This window comes from Candidatus Aquicultor sp., assembly GCA_036504445.1.
Lineage (GTDB): Bacteria > Actinomycetota > Aquicultoria > Aquicultorales > Aquicultoraceae > DASXVE01.
This window is the reverse complement of record DASXVE010000024.1, coordinates 119,784-140,270: the sequence shown is the minus strand read 5'-3', so window position 1 is coordinate 140,270 and position 20,487 is coordinate 119,784. Positions and strand designations below refer to the sequence as shown.

Sequence of the window (20,487 nt, the reverse complement as noted above, 5' to 3'; positions counted from 1 at the left end):
CAAGCGAAAAAGTGTGGTACTATTTGAAGGAAATATTAACACTTCATCTACAACTGGCTCTAGAATAGGAGGAAAAGTTCTATGGACGAAGAGCTTGACGGCACTACCGCAACACTAAAGGAAGCTATGCAAATATCAAAAAAAGGAACCGAGTACTGGATGGCGAGAGAGCTCATGAAGATTTTAAAATATCCAGAGTGGCGATATTTTAAGAATGTTATTGAGAAAGCAATGAAGGCATGCGAAGGCGTGGGGGAAGACATCAACGAGCATTTCGGTGAGACCACCAAAATGGTTACAGTAGGAAGTGGTGCGAAGGTACAGGTACAGGATTATTATCTAAATAGATATGCTTGCTATCTAATCGCTATGAACGGTAACCCACAGAACATCGAGATAGCGAAGGCGCAAACATATTTCGCAGTACAGACCAGAAGGCAAGAGATACAGGAAAAACTAACCGAAGAGGAGCGAAGGCTACTTCTCCGTAATCGAGTAAAGGACGCTAACAACAAATTAAAACGAGCAGCGAAGGACGCCGGAGTTAAGATGTATGGGGTTTTCCAAGATGCCGGATATCGCGGGCTGTATGGTGGTATGAGTCTTACCGACCTTAAAGCGTTTAAGAAGCTCGATAAAAAAGACCAGCTCCTCGACCGGATAGGACGGACCGAATTAGCTGCGAACGAGTTCCGCATTACACAGACCGAAGATAGATTGGTACGCGATAAGGTAAACAACGAACCGCAAGCAATTCGCACTCATCGCGAGGTCGGTGAAGAAGTTCGCAGGGCAATCCAAAAGATTGGTGGCACCATGCCTGAAAAACTACCTATCGAACCGCCGATAAAGGAAATCGAGCGTAAATTAAAACAAGAGACCAAAGAACTGCATGATTAATCATCGGTGGGCGGTTTTTTCCCCCACCGAGCAGCAGCAGCCCTCTTAGCTATCTCCTGCCTCTGTTCAGGGGTGAGCTTTTCAGCTCTCGCTTTGCCGCCCTTTAAGCCACCTCTGCGTCCGAGTTCGACGGCAGCAGCATTTTTCTCCTGACCGGGCTCAGGAATGCGCTTTTCTTCTTCTGTGGCATCGTTTACAATGTCGGCGGCGAGACGGTTTAAGTCCACCGGCCGCTTCTTTCTTGAGCGGTCATGCATAATACATCTATATTACCACATTTTCCAGGGCGTTAAAATATTTCTTGATTCAAACTGACCCACTACCCAAAAATACGCTTTATTCACTTCTAGCCTAAAGTATGCATGAAGGGTTGAGCAGGGTCAAGTGCAGTTCTCTTGGACAACCGCATGAAAACAGGTTAAATGCGGCCGGAAAACTCCGGCCGCATTTAACCTTTACGCTACATAGGCAAAAACCTTACGCGGCCTTCTCGAATCCCATGCCGCGAGGCATTATGTTGACCTGCGTTTGCATGACCTGGTTTATATAATCGTTGGCCGGCATCTGCGGCGGTGCGAAGAGCTTTTGCATATTCGGTGCGTACTTGGCTGAATCCTTGTGCTCGACGTTACTATATGTGTCTCTTAGCCAGCTTAAATGTTGCTCGTCCTGGCGAAGCGCGTATTCATGGGCGCGTTTTGCGTTCGCATCTTTTGCCATATGCGCGCCGAGTTGATGTGTGCGAATCTCCGCCATCTCATTTATCATCGCCCGCTCAAGCGGTGTGGCGTTAGGGTCATCGAGCGATTCCAACATGGATGCGTGAAGGGTTTCGATAGCGTTTATCATTGAGTAAAGACGCCGTGCAACGTAGGACGGCAGCATCCTTCTGAACAGTTGCAGTTCGTTATGTAAGCTCTCCTCGGCTGCAAGGAGCATATGCAGGTTAACAAAACTCATGATATCATCACCATCTTTATTCAGGTGCGGTTTCATAAGGTCGTCGGTCGGTACAAACTGCTTATCGAGCGGTCTTCCCCTGCGAACCTCGATATGGTTTTTAATTACGCCTTGCGGGTTGGTGCCGACTTGTGAAGCGATATCGGCTATCGCCTTTGTCTGGGTGAGGTGGTCGTATAGAATATAGTCATAGACGCTTTTGCAAGTTTGGTTCGGCTCGACCTGTGCGGCTTCGGTAAAACCGGTGACGGCTGTCATTTCGAGCGCTAAGCTTGCTTCGAGTGGTGTTGTGTCCGGGTCGGTGAGCGAGCCCATCATTGCGAGGTGTTCTTCCTCTTGTGCGCCGATCTGGGTAAAGAGCCGCTTGATGTCCGGGTTAGAAGTCATACTGGCAAAGTGATGGTAATCCGTCCACTGATGTTGCTCGATTGCATAACCGGCGGTTATCTTGGCAAGTTCTTGGGGCGCTACCTGAGTTTTCTCGACATGCGGAAGCGTCCATTCGTTGAGTTCGCGCTGGATATCAGCGTTATTTGTCATGTCATTGTAAATGGTTGCCACAAATATCCCTCCAAAATATATACGTGGAATGTAACGTCGCACTATATACCCGCTCATTTCTCGGCACAATCAGCAGGTCGCATATGAATACGTTTATTCCACCAGCTGATACTGCTTGACAGAGACGTTAGAGAAGCTCACTAGTAGTGGAATAAATCAAAAATGGGAACAGGACAAAACTCAGCACAATCTAATATGGATCGGTACCGATGGTTTGCGCTGATTTTTCTTGCTGCGGGTCTTGCTATCGTTATTACCGATAACGCGGTATTAAATGTCGCCGTCCCCTATGTCCTGCGTGATTTAAATACAACGCTTGATGCAATGCAGCGGGTGATCTCTGGGTATGCCCTTATTATTGCGACCCTTCTTATTACGATGGGTCGCCTTGGCGATATGATCGGGCGCAGAAAAGTCTTTCGCACCGGCATTGTTCTTTTGCGGTAGGTTCGTTTATCGCCTCTTGCTACAACGGCGGCCATCCTCTTCATAGGCGAGGCCGCTATCGAGGCGGTCGGTGGCCGGCACAGCGGCCGTATCCGGGCCACTGTCAGGGGGCTACCTCACGACGTATTACTCTTGGCGATGGTCGCTTCGAATCAATGTGGCAGTCGCCGGGCTTTCGCTCGTACCGGGGTTTGCCCTGTTCGGCATAGGCATCGGTACGACATCAGCCCAGCTTACCAATTCCAGCCTCTCATCAGTGCCCTTACATTTAGCCGGTGAGGCGTCCGCGGTTATGCTGCGGCGTAAGAACCCGTTCGGTATTTTTGTGTCTTACCAATTCAAGTGACGTTTGTAAATTTAATTGAAAGGATACAAAACTCGTATGGCGATGAGAGCACCGGGGCCACCGAACCCGGCCGGACGAGACGTTACAATACCTATAGACGGCACATGGCTTAAAGGAGATCTTATACTTCCTCAAGGTGCCCGAGCCGTGATTTTGTTTGCCCATGGAAGCGGCAGCAGCAGGCTGAGCCCCCGAAATAGATTTGTGGCTGAAGTCTTACAGCAGGCCAGGCTGGGCACGCTTCTCTTTGATCTATTAACCGAGCAAGAAGAAGCTATCGATATCATGACCGCCGAACTGCGCTTCAATATCGATCTGCTTGCCGACCGGCTGATCGGCGCAACCGATTGGGCGATTGCCGGCGATGACACCCGTGGTTTAAAAATCGGATATTTTGGGGCGAGTACCGGGGCGGCAGCTGCACTTATCGCGGCGGCCGCGCGGCCGCGCACCACCTATGCCGTGGTATCACGGGGCGGCCGGCCTGATCTTGCCGGGCGCGTGCTTAACCGGCTTACCGCGCCCACGCTCTTGATTGTCGGTGGTGAAGATCCCCAGGTTATTAAGCTTAACGAACAGGCGCTTGAGAAACTCCCAGCCACCACGGAGAAGGAACTCAGGATCATTCCCGGGGCGACCCATCTTTTTGAAGAGCCGGGAACGCTCGAGGAAGTATCAAGGCTTGCGACGGATTGGTTCACACACTATTTATAGTCTCCTACCGTTATTTTAAAAACCGTCTTGAGCCATAGTAACCGCTTTTGTTACAAATACCGCCCTACAGGGCTTTTTGCATTACATCCGATCTGTGCGTGGTCGATCTAACAGCCCATTACCTGCTTCTGCGTCGCGTTACGCATCAGCTTAAGTTGTTACGAGATGGCTGCCCGCTTGCCGTTGATAAAAGACTATCCGATGTGACTGCGCGCGCAAACCGGCGTATTGTTCTTAGCGCGTATGGCAAATTGACAGTGCAGGTCAAGAAGCGCAGAATAGAGGCGTGTCGCATGGCACCGCAAAGCGTATCTGCGGTTTCTGGAAAACCAAGGGGTTGTTATGATAGAAGAAGAAGTTGGGGCAAAACTACTTGCGGGGAACACCTACTATTTCCCGGGGCTTGCTAATTCAGGCTTTAAAGGTGGTTGCCTTATTGATACCGGCCCGGAAGAATCTATCTATGACGGGTTCGATATTCGCGAAGTTCTCATAACACACGGCCATGCCGATCACTTCTCCAGTGCCGCAGTATTGCGCCGGCGGGGCGCGCGGATCGTCGCGTCGCGCGAGGAAGTATCGCTCATCGAAAACCCCGAAATTAATATTCGGGGTATGTTCTCATGGGCTAAGCCGTCCGATGAAATGGTGACGAAACTCTTTCGCGGAGAAGGATGCCGGGTCGATGCCTATCTCGACCAGTGGCATGATTCGGGTATTCAGGTCATACCGCTTCCCGGGCATTCGTTAGGTCACTCAGGTTTTTTAACTGAAGACGGCGTTCTTTTTACGGGCGACGCGCTTTATCTAAAAGAGCTGTGGGAACGCCATCCGCTACCGTACGCTATCGATGTCGGGCTTGTAAAAAGCTCGCTCGAACTTATAGACTCGCTCGACTTTGAGGTGCTTGTGCCGGCGCACGGCCGGCCGATAACCAAAGCGGAGAGCCGCAGCCATATACAATACCACACCGAGCGCATCGAGGCGATTTCCACGATCGTCCTTGCCGCGCTGCAGGAAGCCTGCACGACCGAAGAGATTATCGCTGCCGTCTCGGCGGAGCTTGGTCTATTCGAAAACCCGGCGCAGTACTGGCTGGCTGTTACCACAGTAAAAGGGTTTTTGGCGAGTTTAATGCAGCAGAAGCTGCTCGGATTCTTCGTAAAGAATCATGCCGGCTATTGGCATACGCTCTAGGGCGCTTGTTTTACTCAACGAACTGAAAAGTTTGTCCAATCCGAAAGCGGTTGAAGGTATGGCCCACTATGGAATTAACCCCGAAAACACGCTCGGTGTGTCGATTCCCACTATCCGGGCGATGGCTAAACGTGCGGGCAAGAACCACGAGCTTGCAGCCGAGCTGTGGGCGAGTAAGATTCATGGAGCGCGTATCCTGGCAAGTATGGTCGATGAGCCAAAGCGGGTAACAGAAGAGCAAATGGAATGTTGGGTTCGCGATTTCGATTCATGGGATGTGTGCGACCAGGTGTGCATGAATCTGTTTGAAGATACGCCGTTCGCCTATCAAAAGGCCGTGCAGCGGAGTGCCCGCGATATTGAAACAACAAACGCTGTTAGCTGCTATCATCTCATGGAAGTTAACGCTTTGAAACTATCGACACTGAAGCCATTATAGAAATATTGTTCAAATTAAGCGAGCTAGTAGAAGCTATTGTAGTAGAGGTTGAAGTATAGGAGGCTGTTATGAAACGCATTGCTGTTGTTACCAGTGGTGGCGATGCCCCGGGTATGAACGCAGCTGTTCGCGCGATCACACGGTACGGCATTGATAAGGGTTTGGAGGTTTTCGGCGTTCGCAACGGTTATGCCGGTTTGATCGAAGACGATATTATACCGCTCTCCGCCCGCGAAGTGAGCGGTATTTTGCAACTCGGCGGTACGGTTCTTGGCACCGCCCGCAGCCGGGAATTTCGAACCGACGACGCCCAGCACCGGGCGATTGGGAATCTGCAGGCACGCGGCATCGATGCCCTTATCGTAATCGGGGGCAACGGTTCGCAGCAGGGAGCGTACGCGCTTTCAACGAAAGGATTTCCCGTGGCCGGCGTGGCGTCGACTATCGACAACGATCTTTACGGCTCGGACACAACCATCGGCGTGGATACCGCGCTCAACATCATCCTCGAATCGATAGACCGGCTGAAGACCACAGCCGAATCCCATACGCGGGCGTTCCTCATTGAAGTCATGGGCCGTCATTACGGTTACCTTGCATTAATGGCCGGCCTTGCAGGCGGCGCCGAAATCGTTGTTACTCCCGAGTTTGAAGTAGAGCCCGCAACGATTGCGGACGAGCTGCGTGCGGCATACGAACGCGGCAAGAGGCACGCAATCGTTCTTGTTACCGATGGCGCGCAAAACAACGCCGATCATATTACCAAATACTTCAGAGAGCACGGCGAAGAGGTTGGGTACGAACTGCGCGTTACTATCCTCGGCCATGTGCAGCGCGGCGGGATTCCGACCGCGTATGACCGGATTCTTGCAACCCGCTTCGGGGTCGAGGCGGTAAGACTACTGCTTGAAGGCGACAGCAGTAAACTTGTTGGAATGATCGAAGGCCGTATCGCATATACGCCGTTCGAAGAAGTAGTCGCAAACACGAAAACCCTCGATCTTGAGTTGTGGCAGCTCAGCAATATCCTGGCGCGATAATTAAGCTTTACTAAACACAAACGGATAACCTATTGTCGAAGGTTTCCTAAGAATCTCCGATAATAGGTTATACCAGCGCTTGCTTATGTTTACTGCGGGCGTATTTTGGGCAATCAACAGGTAATAACTGGAGGTGCTCCCATGGTGACTAAGGTAATCGAGACCGGTGCGCTCTATTTCTCCTATACGGTAAAAGATGATTCCAAAGCAGCAAATAGCTTTGAAGATATCGATCGGTTTTACCTGGTGATGGTGCCCGATGCGGTCGAGCCTGAAAAAGAGAAGCTGGTACGGGAATTGGTCGTAGGGCAGAAATGTTTACCTGCGATTGCGGACGATTCAGCAATGTCGATTGAGCGTAACTGGGCGTTCGTTGACTATATAACCGGGAATCAGGCGGATATTCCCGCCAAAAATTCAGCCGGTACCGCACGGTATCGACTTACAGTGCATGACGATCGTTCCGAGCTGGCATATGTACTCGAGCCCCCGGAACAGCCCGACGAAATGCAGCGAGCATTCAATATCATGCCTGAAGCTTCCTATATCGTAAAAGTCAAACATCCGGAAACCATTAATCCGTATTATGCAGGCGCTGAGCAGGAACCGGAATACCCGGAGGCGCTTGAGATTCTTTTTGATGAGGACTGGATCGATATTGTGGACGAACGTTTACTCAATTACGAGAACGCACAGATAATCCTGATCGGCACCTAAGGCGGGCGTGAAGCCCGCCTCCTATTATATTTCCGGCACCATTGCAGTGCATCTAAATATCTACACCGGCACACGCTACGGTTACTTCCCGGATTTACCTTTCAGTTCGCTGAGTGCCGCTTCGAGTTTCTTCATATCTTCGCCGTAACTTGCCCAATCACCAGAGCGTTGTTTTGCCTGCGCGTCGTTAAACAGCTGATCCGCCTGATCTATCAAAGCCCGGATTGAAGCGGGTGCGCTCGGTGTACCGGTAGTGCCGCCGCCTGTTGCTTGTGCCGGCTGGGCGTTTTTACCAAAGATGACATCAAGCGCGGTCGCCAGGTCGGGCTCCATTGCGATCTTCGGGCCGTACGCCACTATAACTCGCTTGAGCTGTGGTAATTCCGTTTGTTCCGATTGTAGGTAGAGCGGCTCGACATAAATTATAGAATTCTTGACCGGTATCACGAAGATATTGCCGCGGATAACCCGCGAACCCTGCTGGTTCCACAGCGACAGCTGCTGGGAAATATCGGGCGTCTGGTTGATTCGCGCCTCGATTTGCATCGGCCCGTACACCAGCTTTTGTTTGGGGAACGTATACACGAGCATTTTGCCGTACTCGTCCGGGTTGCACTTGGCGGTAAACCACGCAATCATATTGTCCTTATTCGACGGCGTAAAGGTGTTAAGCAGCATAAACTCAGTATTCTTCTCGCTGGGCAGCCGCATTTCCATATAGTACGGTTCAATCTGTGTCTTGGTGCCGTCGACCGCTTCTTGCGAGATCGTCCAGAGATCTTCCTTGTTGTAGAAAACCTGCGGGTCGGCCATATGAAATTGCGCGAATGTCTTGCTCTGGATTGTAAAGAGTTTGACCGGGTAACGAATGTGCGCTCTTAAGCCCGAAGGCAGCTGCGACGCGTCCTTGAACAATTCTGGAAATATCTTGCGATATGTTTTAACTATGGGGTCGCTCGGATCGAACACGTAGTAATTGACCGTACCGTTGTACGCGTCGACAACCACCTTAACAGAGTTGCGGATGTAATTCCGATCACCATCGTATGGATGAGCATACGGGTACCGCGAAGCCGTTGTATAGGCATCGACCATCCAATAGAGCCTGCCTTTATCGACGACGATATATGGATCATCTTCATACGTCAGGAACGGTGCGATTCGCTTTACGCGGTCTTCTATGTTGCGGTAGAACATAATCCGGCTCTTATCGGTCAGCGAATCGGAGAGCAACAGTTTAAGCGTGCCGAAGCGCCATGCGAACGCTAACCGGTTCGCCATACTGCTTAAGCCAACACCGTCTTGACCTGAGTATGTCGTGTATTTATTGCCGCTTCCCATGGGGTAATCAAATTCTTTGGTCTTTGTATTTGTAATGATAAAATCGCTTGACGTATTCTGCGTTTCGCCGAAGTATATCTCGGGGCGCGTAACCTTAAGGTCGGCTATGCTGGTCTTTGGCGGGATATCTTGCGTGATGAGCTTCGGTAAACCGTCGTCGGTTAATTCATTTACCTTGTTTGCCACAACACCGTAGCCGTGCGTATAGACCAGGTGCTCGTTTACCCAGGTGCGTGCGTTGTCCGGCAAGCTTGCAGTATTAAGCTCACGCGCCGCAATACCGACCTGCCGAAGCCTCCCGTCGATCTCATACCGGTCGACATCGACATCGGTGAAATCGTAGTAGAGGCGTATGCTCTGGATCTGGTTAAACGTCTTTAGAAGCGGCTGCCAATCCCAGAGCCTTATGTTATCGATAGTCTGCTTATCACTGTTCATGGCAGCCTTATCTAGTGTATCTTCCGCTGAAAACGGCTTCTCGGTAATCGCATTGAGGTTATATGCCAAATTCGTAAACTTGATTGACTGTTTGATATATGGTGTCTCTTTCTGGATTTCGTTCGGCGACACCAAGTACTGCTGGACAAACGCAGGGTACACGCCGCCAACCAGCACGCCGACTGCTACAATCACGGTCATGCCGGCGATAGGAAGCTTCCATCCTTTGAAATATATGTTGACCAGGAAGAGGGCTGCCGTGACCAGCGAGGTGATCATCAGAATGGTATAGGCGGGAATCCGCGCGTGAATATCGGTATAGCCTGCGCCGAAAATAACGCCGGCGGGCGAGAGCAAGAGGTCGTACGTGCCGAACTTGAACGATACCGCAAGCAGCGCGAAGAACAGCCCGATGAGAACCGATAGATGTGCCTTTATGTGTGGCGTTAGTTTATCGAGCCCCGGGCGATAAGCCATTCCCGTGCTAAACGCATATATTGCTGCAACCATTATGGTCGAGAAGATCACCATCTGGTATCCGATTGAGATCAAGAGCCGGTAAAACGGAATCGAAAACATATGAAACGAGACGTCGAGGCCGAATAGCGGATCTTTTACCCCGAAAGGCACCTGGTTCAAGTATTTAAGCACGGCGTCCCAAGAACCGGCCGCATTTATGCCTGCAAAAAGGGCGAAAATCGCCGATACTGCAAACAGGATCAGTCCAAAGTAGCGCATGCCAACCGGCGTTTTTATAAGGGTCACATTGCCGCTTATGGGGTTTATGGTAGGCGCCTGTTGCCACGTGGTTGGCGGCGGCGAGATGCGCCGGGCGATAAGCGCGTTGGCGAAAAAGAAAACGAAGAATGCCAGCCCGGCAACGAGCGCTATCAGCACATTAACCGAGAGTATCTTCGAAAAGACCGAGACGTAGCCGATTTGCTTAAACCAGAGCCAATCAGTGAACAGCTGAATTACGGCAAATGATGCGACGAACACTGTAAAAAGCAGTGCTGCTAAGCTGAGTGCGATGATATTGGAACGTTTCAAAATAACCTCCGTGCGGCGTTTATTTAAGCGACTGGAATATATATGATCCTATTTGTGGTGCGGTACGTGTGTGATGATGCTCTTACTATTATGTAGCGCAGGCGCACAAAAACGCAATAGGGACTTATTTGCAGGGTGGAGTATCCATTTCCAGCAGGGCAACTTGCAAGCATTATATTTTGTTGCAGCCTATTTAATAAAAGCCACCAGCCTATCCCGGTGGAATGCGCCGACGAGCATCCAGAGCATAACGGCGTCAATGATTGCAAACAAGAGACCGACGAGGAACACAATGCCGAGGCTGAAATACATTACACCGGATGCTTGCGCCACCACAAAGCCGACAAAGGGCAGAACGACCGCGCCGGCGATCGAGTTGGCTTCCTGGTAGCCCTTTACGCGGGCGGAGATCATAACCGTTATCCCAATGATGAGGAGCGATGTTGTCGGCACTACCCACGCCATGAGTAACCACCAGTTAAGCGTCGGGAAAAAGATGGTTTTTAAGATTGGAAACCCGAGCGCATTAACGACCACCGTATAGAGTGCGAAGCAGATCCACGAGACGATCATCGCCGGGACGAACGAGGCCATTATCTTTCCCATGATAAGCTCGCGGTCGGTAACGGGCGTATAGAGGATACCTTCAAGCGTTTTGCGCTCTTTCTCTCCGGCAAAACTATTCGCCGAGATCATCATCGACACCATAACCGGTATAAGCAGGAAGAATGCTGCAAAAAGATACACTGTCATGAAATATACCATTTGTTCGTTAAGGCCATGGATTGTGGAAGGTATAGCGCCTGCCGGAAGATGTTTAACGGCCTGCACGAATTGCTGCGTCTGGTTGTTGGCGCCATAACGCATGGTTAAAATCATCACCGTTGGCATTATCCCGACAAAGATTAATGGGACAAGCAGCATCGGGAGCATTATCTGGTTGTTGCTGAACGCCTCTTTCAGGTCTTTCTTCATGATGGCTAGCGACCGCTTAACGTTCATTACTTCGTCTCCTTTACCAGAGCGAGGTATGCGTCCTGCAGCGTTGGTTCGTCCTCGAAAATACCATAAATATCAACATCGAGTTTGGCTAGCCGGCGAATAAGCTCCGGAATGCTCTCTTTGCTTGCAACCTTGAATCTGATTTCGCCGTTTGCACGCTCGCTTTCGAGGACAAACGGCATATTGTCTTTAAGAAAAGCCGCATCAAGTTGTGCGCCGTCGCCCGAAAGCCGCACGTTTACCCAGATATCGGTAAAAACCTTGCGCGCAAGCTCGTGCGGGGCTCCGACCGCCTGGATATTTCCCTTATTAAGGACGGCAACGATATCGCAGGTCGCTTCCATCTCTTCGAGACGGTGTGACGCAATGAAAAACGTTTTTGAACTATCGCTGCTGACGGATTTGATATACTGCAGCAACTCGAACGAAGCTTCAGGGTCGAGACCCGCCGTCGGCTCGTCGAGGTAGACGAGTTCGGGGTCGCTGACTAACGCGCGGGCGATTGAAACCTTCTGCCGCATACCTTTACTGAACGTCTCGATTTTGGCTTTTGTGCGATCCGTAAGCTCAAATTGTTCTAGCAGTATTTTGGACCGTTCGATCGCTTTCTCGTTCGACATACCATAAAGCTCACCGAAAAGACGAAGATTATCGAGCGCGGTAAGCCGCTCGTACAGGTTGGTGTCGGTTTGCACCCCAACGCGCTGCCGGATATCCTGGATATTTGTTGTAAGGTCGAGGCCGAGGATGGTAATCGAACCGGCGCTGGTTGGCGTGATAATGCCGTTCAGCACGCGAACCATTGTGGTCTTACCGGCGCCATTTGGGCCGAGAAGACCGAACACCGCGCCATGCCGGATCGAGATGGTTACGTCATCAAGGGCTGTTACATGCGCAAAATCATGTTTGATATGCGTTGCTTCAATTGCCGGTGCGTTCATGGTTTCATTATAGGGCATAGGTTGCTTTGAGGATACAGAGTAATCCGTTGGGAGAACGATATGCTGTGGCCGGACGAATTTTTCGTCACCGCCAGAGATAGCAAGGGATGGCAGTGGGCGGGGATTCGGTGTTGTAATTATTTATCGTAAAATGCAGAAACCTCCATATGGAGGTTTCTGCATACATACAGCCAGAATGCTCTTATAATATACCATAAGGGGTATGACAAAGCAATTATTGTTACAATATTTCAGCAAGATATTATAACGGTTATAGGGAAGAAGGCGCTTAGCTGTAGGCTTTTCTTTTCTTGTTGCCCGAGCGCTTCTGATCCGAAAAAGCGCTTCCTCTGATCTTCCATATCTTGTTAATCTCATAGAGGCGGATGGTCATCTCATCAGCGCCCGATTTATGCGGTAGGTTTGCCCGCACCGTCGCGAAGTAGTCGTTCACAGTGATAGAGAGAAGCCGTGCCGCAGGAAAACGCTCAGATATCACAGCGCTGATATGAACAACATCTTGTATCGTCTTATCCAGGTTTCTCGATGTAGGATCGATGCATATTTGCACCGATTGGTACTGTGCCGAGCCAGTTGTATCAATTTCGGTATCAAGCCTTTTGTGAACAACCGCCATGTTAAACTCTCCTCCCACCGTCTTGCTGTTGCTGATACGCTTTATTAAAACCGGCATCCAGGCATATGGGGTACAAAAATACGCATACGTGTGCCGGAGTTGTTGCTGCTTGGCTTTAGTGTAGGGCGCCGAACTGCGCCTGTCTGGTATCAGAAGTGCTGATGTGGAGAGAAGGTGCTGGTAAACATGGGGGAGATACGCAGAAATAACTAGACTAATTAAGGTCGTTTACGTTAAGCGAATCAAACCAATCGATGAGGTCTTCTTTGCTCAGCAAGCCGGTTACCACGCAATAAATGGCGCAATCGGCTTTGTCACGCGAGCCGATACGCGACTTGATATCTTCGACGTGTTTACGAACCGTCGGCAGCTTAATCTCGAGCGTGTCGGCGATTTGCTTGTCCGACAACCCTTTTGCGCGAAGCGTTATAATCTCGCGCTGCCGCGGCGTTAGCATATCGAGCAGCTGCAGCGCTGTTTCATTGTCATCATCAAAGAGCTCGACGACCGGCGCCTGGCGGCGTTTGACCCGGGATACCTGGCTGTAGAGCTGGGTCATCGCGTCAACATCCCCGCGCGAAAAGAGGCCGATTCGCGTACCGATTACGTTGCTAAACCACAGCTTAATATTATCGGCCAGCATGTGTGTAGTAAGAGCCAACGCGGTAATGAGAACCAGCGTTCGCATGGGCACTCCAAGAATCGTGTTCTGGCCCGTAAAGACAGCTATTGCATAGATGCCTGCAATCCCCAATGCGCCGAGTGAGGCGTAGATCACGTCTCGTTCGAGAGCCTCTCGCTTGAGCAGTGCGTTATGTTTTAGAATCGCTATTGCAACAATGATTATGCCGACAGCGAGCACGCGATTTCCGGTCACAATGCTGCCGTGGGTGCCCGTGGTGCTTGCAATCACGAGCCCCACAGACGCAATCCAGAACAAGATTCCCCCAAGGCTTAACCACCAGAACTCCGATCTGAATCGCGAACGGTAAAACGGGATCCCGCTAAACGCCAGCTCGTTGACGCCGCGCCAGAAAAACGTGGCGCTACCGATGGCTGTTTTGCTTTCAAGCCACCACTGTGCCAGGAAGTTGACCCATGCTATCGAGGTATTGAGAAAGATAAAGAGAACCAGCAAAACGTAGCCGGGGCCGGTTGGAACACCTCTGCCGCGAAGGGGTAACATGGCGCCCTGCAGGGCGCTGAATTTAAACAGACTGTCGGTAAATATGCCTGCGATGATAAAAAGCGCCGCGCACCCGTAGAGTGCGCCGAGCGCCGCGGGTGACCTGAGACCGTTGAGCGCTGCACCGATTGCATGCCGCAGAGTGCCCCGAAACGCGAGAGGCTCCGTGGCTTTCTGAGAAATATGCAACCAGAAAACAGGAGCAAGCGGCAGCCACCATAGTATCCGCTGGTATGCAATAACTTGTTCTTTGGTTGTCGCGGTGCTGACCATGAAGTTGCTTAAGAGATAAAGAAAGACAGTTACCATGGCGGCGGAAGCAAGCCTGGATACACCGTCATCGGGGTTTACGCGGAATACGTAAAGAGCAAGCCACAGAAAAGCAAATGCGGTTAAGATAGTTATGATCCCTGACGGGTATTGGTTAAAGATATCGCCTAACGTCATAAGAGGGAATGCTCACTTATATACCGATGTAATGATACTTCCAATATAATACTCCAAATCGCGGCTGTTGTTGAGCCTCGTTTATATCTAGCGGCGGAAATACAGTTGTCGTAGAACCAGCCAAATACCAAGGATGATAATGGCGGCGGGCCAGAGAACGTTAATCACCTGGATAAAGGTAAACGGTATTATATTTTGCGCAAAGAGAAAGATGGTGATACCGATAACCAGCAGGATGCCGCCCGGTATAAGCGGCCACCAATGGCGCCGACGGGGCATGAGCAGATAGATCGAGATAAACGCGAGGCCGAGGGCGGCTACGATAATGGAGCCGTCGTTTGCAATATTAAGCCTTGATTGTTCGGTAATCGTAAGGCCGATACCCAACCACAACAGGATCATGCCGGGGATAAGAAACCCGAGGTTACGCCAAATCGCAAATGCAACCAAGAACGCTACACCGAGCGCGATTAAAAATGAAACCCCGCTTAAAAGCCCGAAGTTAATAAGTAAAGCGAAAATACCGGCGATTATTAAAATTACACCTGCTGCAAGCGCACCCTGATTTACCTCGTTTTTCATGGTAGCCTCCTTTAAAGACGGGCACCATACCTTGTTATATATTTTCCCGTTTTCAACGGGTTTTCCTCTTTTATTAAGGAGCTAAATTTGTTGCAGCATTCGACATCATGTGGTCGAGCGTGCGGTAGGCATCCACAGTCAGATTTGTATCCCAGTGCCCGCTTAGTTGTGCTGCGGCGATGATTCCGAAAAATACCACGACTACCGAAATCCCAAACACAATCGGTGTAATCGGAACGATACCTAAGAGTTTAAAAGTGAGCGTGCCTTTGGTCGGGCACACGCTGACGCACGATGTGCAGCCGATGCACTCCGCAGTTGCTACGATGCCCCGCTTGCCTTGCACATTAACATTGTTGGGGCATGCTTTATTACACTTCCCGCAATCGATGCAGGTTTCATTGTTTTTAGTCAGCACGACCGGGCTTAGTAGACCTAATATCCCCAGCAACGCGCCGTACGGGCACAGGTAGCGGCACCAAAACGACTTTATGAAGATCGAGCCCACGACGAGCGCCGTAATGATCGCGAACCCCGTAACGCTAAGGTTAAGATAAAGATCAAACATTTTAATATCCGAGACGGCATAAAACGGTAGCTGCATAAACGAAATCGCCTCGGCGGTTGGCATCAAAATAAAGGTGCGCAGGATAAACAGCAGTATGGCGTATTTGATTGCTAAAAGAGCTATATCGAGCCACTCGGGCATGGTAAGGTTTCGCCCCATGGTTTTTCTCCCGAATGCGGCTAAATACTCCGAAAGGGTGCCGATCGGGCATATCCACGAACAGAGCGACCGCCTGAAAAGCCACGCTATAGCGATTGTAGCGATGAAAATCATAAGACCGGCGGGGTGGATTGGGTCGATTACACGTATTGCGAGAAACGCCTTAAATGCAAGAATCGCGGCTATGGGAAGCAAACCTTCAGCTGCCGGGGGCCTGTTCGGAATTGGGCCTATGCCGCCCGAGCGGATGTACTCAACGAAATCGTAAAACTGCCAGGCGGCAAGCATAAGAATAGCCACAACAATGAGCTGAACGGCTTTTCGAAGTATTCTCGGTGTTAATAGCTTTGCAAGAGAAGGATTCTTCTTGGAAATTCCATCAATCGATAGTTTCACGCAACATACCTTGTTAATCCATTAAGTCTACAGCCTTGTGACCTTCCAGATTGTAACACAGGCCGTAGTGGATTGCCAAAGTACACCGCAGCGTTTTGCCAAGATATATTGAAGTCCGTCCCCGGTTTGTGCTACTGGCCGAGCAGTATTTTCCTGCGCCCTTCATACTCTTCTTTGCTGATTTCCCCGCGGGCGTAACGCTCATCAAGTATTGCGAGTGCGCTGCTTGTGTCCTGACGGCCCTGACCGGGCGCGCCGGGCTGAGCTGCGCCGGGCCGGCGCACGAGCCACCATATCAAAAGTACGATTCCAGCAAGCAGTAGCAACATGAATATGAAGCTGATAATAAAGCCAAGGCCACTACCGTAGCCGTAGGCACCGCCTCAGAATGGGCACGGCATACAAATTCCTCCTTATTTGAGCGTTTTTAAATACGCAATTAAATCATTGAGATCGGCATCAGACATCCGCCAACGCGGCATATTCGAGTCAAGTGCGCCGCCCTTTTCATCCAGGCCCTTTGTGATCGCACGCTTTAAGAGAGCATCGGTAAACCCTGCCTTGGTTAGTGTCGTATATCTGATGTCGGGCGCGGTAAGCGTGCCCATCATGATGGTCGTTCCACCGCGGCCGTCTGTTCCATGGCAGGTAACACATCCACCATCGTGCATCCGGAACCATACCGGGCCGCCGGTAGCGGTTATGTTATCACGGCTGCTTGTTCCGCTTAGGAAAATCTGTTGGCCGTTACTTGAGAAATTACGGTTACGAAAACCACGACCCCGGGGCATCATCGGTATTTGTCCCCTCCCACCGGGAGCTCTGTATGTCGCCGTTGTAGTACGGGAACCGGGCTGGAAGATATAGAGGTTGGTGGCGACAAGACCGATCAAACCGACAACAATCAACGCCAGCGCTGTAGCAAGCAGACCTTTCATATCCACCCTCATTTCGTTTATCAGAATATATGCAATATTCCCAAACGAGCCAGTACATAAACATAGTAATGGCTAGTTAGTTACCCCTGAAAAACACCATTGAAAAGAATCTTTCTATCTGCCGCTTGGCACTGGTTTTAGCCCAAGCGGCGGCCGTGTTTGGTGGATATTTATCCGATCAACCCGTCAGAACCGACAGCCGTCTTAAATTATGTGTCAGGATGCTCCACCCGACCCATATCTTAGCCCCCGTGTGACCCCTCAAGCGTGTCCGTTTAAGGCCATATTTGCGCTTCAGCAGACTGATGGTAGCCTCACCTCCAGCTCTAAACCTTTGCAACCGTTTAAACCAGCTTTGCTTCTGATAACTTTTGCGTTTCTTACTGAGCCTTCCTTTTCTGGGCATGCTTATCCTCTTGATCCCGAGCTCGGCACACATACTGTCATTGGCGCTGCTTGCAAAGCCACGGTCCGTTGCCACTGAGCGTGGGGCTCGGCCAAGTTTTTCCTTCGATCTGATAAGCGTATCTTCAAGCAGGGTCTCATCGTTTGGATTGCCGATTAGGCACTCATAATCGATGATGATGCGCTCCTCGGTTTCGGTTAAGAGTGCCTTGTAGCCAAACTCGATAGCTCTTTTGCCCCGGGGGATAGGGCGGGCGTCTTCATCCACCAGGGAGACTATGCGATCTTTGACAGGCTGTGCCTCTTCTACTTTTCTGGTCTGCTCAATAACCTTCTTTGTTACAGCAAGGACGCTGTCAAGCTTCCTGTGCTGCTGGCTGTCGGTCGTAATGCGCTCAAGGATCTCTTCTACCTCGGTCACTACACTCTCAGCCGTTTTCATTATCTTTCTGGTAATTGCTCGTACCTCGGAGAGCGCATCGCCACTGCGTTTTCTTGCATACTTGGCGATCTCAAGGAGGCGGTATTTAACCGAGCGGGTTCTGTTATGAAACTGGCCCCCTGCAACGTCCTGTGCGTCAAGCTTCTTAACTTCTCTTGTTATTGCCGCTACCCCCTTGGCGAGAAGCCCCGCATCGGTGGGGTAGTCGATATCGGACTCCACCGCGGTGGTGTCAACGCGCAGCTTGCGACCTCTGACAACCTTGTCTTTAACTGCCCGATTAACGAGGGCTTCGTTGAGCGCCTCAATAGTTGTATCCCCGTATTTGTGCGTGAGCTTGATAAGCGTGGTGGCCTCAGGCACCGCCCCATCGAGGCCGATGCGGCAGAACGTTCTCCACATCAGGGAATCAGAGACCTCTTTTACCAGAGCCTCATAGCCGAGGGAATAGCGAAACTTCAAATACATCAGGCGAAGATACATTTGCGCGGGGACCGTGGGGCGGCCTTTGGCTTGAGCAAACCCCTGTGCAAATGCGGCCGTGATGGCCTCATCATCAAGCAGTGCATCAACATTTGCAAGCTCCTCGTTAAGTTCAAATACCTGCTTGGGAAGCAGCGCCTCACACAGATTCATCTGCACAGTAGCCTCTATCCTTAACATGCGCTCACCCCCTTGTCGGGAGTTCTCACTTCGGTCACAATAGGTGTCATAGGAATTCCTTTCTCGGTTGCTATCTTTCTTCTCTCAAAGTATAGATTCGCTATCTGAGCTGGGAATTCCTATTGTTTTGGCCTAAAACTTCACTAATATTTCACCGACTTTTTCAGGGGGAACTAGTTAGCCTTACAAACGAGCGCGCCCTTTTAAGCTCTTCGGCACTGCTTAGCATTTGCTCGTTTGAGCCGCCTCGTAGCATTTCTGCTGGTGTAGTTAGCAACCAGCTAAAAGGGGTATCAATACGATAAGAGCCGCAATGGCTTATTTTTTGGTAAGGAGCTATAGAAGTGGCAGGAATACTCCCACACGTCGGTTTGCGCCTCGTGCTATCGCGCCAATACAGAAATCGCTATCGACAGATTGCGAGCGCTCTCATACGGAACGGATTTGGGTTTCTTGTTGCCGAGCTTGGCCTCACAAGGTTCTCGCCGATTCGAATAAGCATTTTCGGCCCACGGAAGGAACCCGAACAACTGAACCCGGCCGTGCGCCTTCGCCTGCTTATTGAAGACCTCGGCACAACCTTTATTAAGATGGGTCAAGTATTGAGCACTCGTGTTGACCTGTTGCCGCCCGAGTATACGTCCGAGCTCGAGAAACTTCTAGATCAAGTGCCGCCCGCGGGCACCAATCTTATTAAGCAGGAAATTGAACGTGAGCTAGAAAAGCCTCTGGATGCCATATTTGCGTATTTCGACCCAGTACCGCTTGCGAGCGCCTCGATCGGCCAGGTGCATGCCGCGATACTTATTTCCGGTGAGCATGTGGTTGTAAAGGTAAAACGCCCCGGGGTTCAGGAGCAAGTGGCGGTCGATGTCGACATCATAATGCAGCTCGCGCGCGTTGCAAGCAGGCGGTTGGCTATCGGGAAAAACTATGATTTTGTCGGTATCGCGCGCGAGTTCACGCAAACGCTCCTTCACGAGCTCGATTATATTCAAGAGGGCAGAAACGCAGAGCGTTTCAGCGAAGAATTTAAAAACGATGATCGCGTGCGTATCCCCCGCATTTACTGGGATTACACTACCGACGGCGTTATAACCCTTGAACGTCTCGCGGGACTTCGTATCAATAATGTTGAGGCGCTTGTGCGCGCCGGGATCGACCCGGTGCTCGTCGCGCACCGCAGTGCCGAAATATTGCTAAAACAGGTATTTGACCACGGGTATTTCCACGCAGACCCGCATCCTGCAAACTTTTACGTCATGGAAGACAGTGTTATCGCCATCGTTGATTTTGGGATGGTCGGCTACGTCGACCAGGAAACCAAAGGCGGCCTCGTCGAGCTCTTTATCGCAATCTCGCAGCAAAACCCCGATGGTATTATTAACGCGTATTCTGATCTGGGGATTATCGGACGGGTCGAACGTGTTACCGAGCTCAGAAGCGATATAAGTATACTGCTCGCCCAGTATTACGGGCTTTCTATTGATGAGATCGATATCAAGAGAATCCTCAATGATGTCACATCGCTGGTTCGCCTCCACAACTTGCGTATGCCTGCCAATCTTGCGCTTCTGGTTAAAACGATTGTTATGGAGGAGAGTCTCGTCGTTCAGCTCGACCCGAACTTTAATTTCGCCGAGGCCACCAGGCCGTTTGCACGAAAACTGTGGGAAGAAACCTACTCGCCTTATGCCTTAGCTAAACGGGCGCTGCGCTCATTCGTTGAATTGGTGGATATCAGCACGCGCGGAACGCAACAGGTGAGGCGGGTTTTAGGGCAAGTCTCGCGCGGTGAGTTTTCGATCGTTACCAACCAGCCGAGGCTTGATGAAGAGCTAGCTATAGTTAGCAAGATTGTAAATCGCCTCATCGCAGGTATCATCGGGGCTGCATTACTCATCTTCAGCGGGTTCTTTCTGGTATTTATTCGTTTCGGGAGAAACCCTGGTCGCCGCGATGGAGAATAAG

Annotated in this window: 21 protein-coding genes; 9 read left to right on the top strand and 12 right to left on the bottom strand. The window is 50.8% G+C overall.

The window, feature by feature from the left end:
* The first annotated feature begins 81 nt into the window (after positions 1-81).
* Positions 82-900: a DNA damage-inducible protein D gene (dinD, locus tag VGK02_06785; GenBank protein HEY3374751.1), complete on the top strand. Its 819-nt coding sequence runs from the start codon at positions 82-84 to the stop codon at positions 898-900.
* On the opposite strand, the gene VGK02_06780 is transcribed toward dinD, so the two are convergent.
* Both VGK02_06780 and VGK02_06775 read right to left on the bottom strand, forming a co-directional pair.
* Complete coding sequence (locus tag VGK02_06780; GenBank protein ID HEY3374750.1) at positions 897-1,127, bottom strand: hypothetical protein; 231 nt, start codon at positions 1,125-1,127, stop codon at positions 897-899. The two genes, dinD and VGK02_06780, sit on opposite strands and share 4 nt — an antisense overlap.
* 250 nt (positions 1,128-1,377) lie before the next feature.
* The gene (locus VGK02_06775; GenBank protein HEY3374749.1) at positions 1,378-2,421 is read right to left on the bottom strand and encodes a hypothetical protein; all 1,044 of its coding nucleotides are present in this window, start codon (positions 2,419-2,421) and stop codon (positions 1,378-1,380) included.
* Between the two features lie 195 nt (positions 2,422-2,616).
* Here VGK02_06775 and VGK02_06770 point away from each other — a divergent pair, with 195 nt between their 5' ends.
* From VGK02_06770 to VGK02_06740, 7 genes are all read left to right on the top strand, one after another.
* Entirely contained in the window at positions 2,617-2,868 is a 252-nt protein-coding gene (locus VGK02_06770) for an MFS transporter (protein HEY3374748.1), read from the top strand.
* A 70-nt stretch (positions 2,869-2,938) separates the two neighbouring features.
* The gene (locus VGK02_06765; GenBank protein HEY3374747.1) at positions 2,939-3,214 is read left to right on the top strand and encodes a hypothetical protein; all 276 of its coding nucleotides are present in this window, start codon (positions 2,939-2,941) and stop codon (positions 3,212-3,214) included.
* A gap of 36 nt (positions 3,215-3,250) precedes the next feature.
* The gene (locus VGK02_06760; protein ID HEY3374746.1) at positions 3,251-3,928 is read left to right on the top strand and encodes a dienelactone hydrolase family protein; all 678 of its coding nucleotides are present in this window, start codon (positions 3,251-3,253) and stop codon (positions 3,926-3,928) included.
* Between the two features lie 342 nt (positions 3,929-4,270).
* On the top strand, positions 4,271-5,125 hold the full coding sequence (locus tag VGK02_06755) for an MBL fold metallo-hydrolase (protein HEY3374745.1): 855 nt from the start codon (positions 4,271-4,273) through the stop codon (positions 5,123-5,125).
* Positions 5,100-5,564 carry a DNA alkylation repair protein gene (locus VGK02_06750; protein ID HEY3374744.1) on the top strand — a complete coding sequence of 155 codons (465 nt, stop codon included), beginning with the start codon at positions 5,100-5,102 and terminating at the stop codon, positions 5,562-5,564. The genes VGK02_06755 and VGK02_06750 overlap by 26 nt, the downstream gene beginning before the upstream one ends.
* Before the next feature lie 68 nt (positions 5,565-5,632).
* A complete protein-coding gene (gene pfkA, locus VGK02_06745) occupies positions 5,633-6,604 on the top strand; it encodes a 6-phosphofructokinase (protein ID HEY3374743.1) in 972 nt (323 codons plus the stop codon).
* A 141-nt stretch (positions 6,605-6,745) separates the two neighbouring features.
* Positions 6,746-7,321, top strand: coding sequence for a hypothetical protein (locus VGK02_06740; protein ID HEY3374742.1), 576 nt, complete (start codon positions 6,746-6,748; stop codon positions 7,319-7,321).
* Between the two features lie 81 nt (positions 7,322-7,402).
* Here the strand turns inward: VGK02_06740 and VGK02_06735 are convergent, their stop codons facing one another.
* The 10 genes from VGK02_06735 to VGK02_06690 form a co-directional block, all read right to left on the bottom strand.
* Entirely contained in the window at positions 7,403-10,150 is a 2,748-nt protein-coding gene (locus VGK02_06735) for a UPF0182 family protein (protein ID HEY3374741.1), read from the bottom strand.
* A gap of 189 nt (positions 10,151-10,339) precedes the next feature.
* On the bottom strand, positions 10,340-11,152 hold the full coding sequence (locus VGK02_06730) for an ABC transporter permease subunit (protein HEY3374740.1): 813 nt from the start codon (positions 11,150-11,152) through the stop codon (positions 10,340-10,342).
* Positions 11,152-12,111, bottom strand: a complete 960-nt coding sequence (locus tag VGK02_06725) for an ABC transporter ATP-binding protein (GenBank protein HEY3374739.1) — start codon at positions 12,109-12,111, stop codon at positions 11,152-11,154. Before VGK02_06725 ends, VGK02_06730 begins: the two co-directional genes overlap by 1 nt.
* Before the next feature lie 271 nt (positions 12,112-12,382).
* Positions 12,383-12,730: a hypothetical protein gene (locus tag VGK02_06720; GenBank protein HEY3374738.1), complete on the bottom strand. Its 348-nt coding sequence runs from the start codon at positions 12,728-12,730 to the stop codon at positions 12,383-12,385.
* A gap of 214 nt (positions 12,731-12,944) precedes the next feature.
* Positions 12,945-14,363, bottom strand: coding sequence for a helix-turn-helix transcriptional regulator (locus VGK02_06715; GenBank protein HEY3374737.1), 1,419 nt, complete (start codon positions 14,361-14,363; stop codon positions 12,945-12,947).
* A gap of 87 nt (positions 14,364-14,450) precedes the next feature.
* On the bottom strand, positions 14,451-14,945 hold the full coding sequence (locus tag VGK02_06710; GenBank protein ID HEY3374736.1) for a hypothetical protein: 495 nt from the start codon (positions 14,943-14,945) through the stop codon (positions 14,451-14,453).
* 73 nt (positions 14,946-15,018) lie between these two features.
* Positions 15,019-16,068 (bottom strand): 4Fe-4S binding protein, encoded by a 1,050-nt coding sequence (locus VGK02_06705; GenBank protein HEY3374735.1) that lies wholly within the window; start codon positions 16,066-16,068, stop codon positions 15,019-15,021.
* Between the two features lie 131 nt (positions 16,069-16,199).
* Entirely contained in the window at positions 16,200-16,397 is a 198-nt protein-coding gene (locus VGK02_06700) for an SHOCT domain-containing protein (protein HEY3374734.1), read from the bottom strand.
* 84 nt (positions 16,398-16,481) lie between these two features.
* Positions 16,482-17,006 carry a cytochrome c gene (locus tag VGK02_06695; GenBank protein ID HEY3374733.1) on the bottom strand — a complete coding sequence of 175 codons (525 nt, stop codon included), beginning with the start codon at positions 17,004-17,006 and terminating at the stop codon, positions 16,482-16,484.
* A 178-nt stretch (positions 17,007-17,184) separates the two neighbouring features.
* The gene (locus tag VGK02_06690) at positions 17,185-18,516 is read right to left on the bottom strand and encodes an ISNCY family transposase (protein ID HEY3374732.1); all 1,332 of its coding nucleotides are present in this window, start codon (positions 18,514-18,516) and stop codon (positions 17,185-17,187) included.
* A 344-nt stretch (positions 18,517-18,860) separates the two neighbouring features.
* Between VGK02_06690 and VGK02_06685 the strand changes: the two genes are divergently transcribed.
* Positions 18,861-20,486: an AarF/ABC1/UbiB kinase family protein gene (locus VGK02_06685; protein HEY3374731.1), complete on the top strand. Its 1,626-nt coding sequence runs from the start codon at positions 18,861-18,863 to the stop codon at positions 20,484-20,486.
* Position 20,487 lies beyond the last annotated feature (1 nt).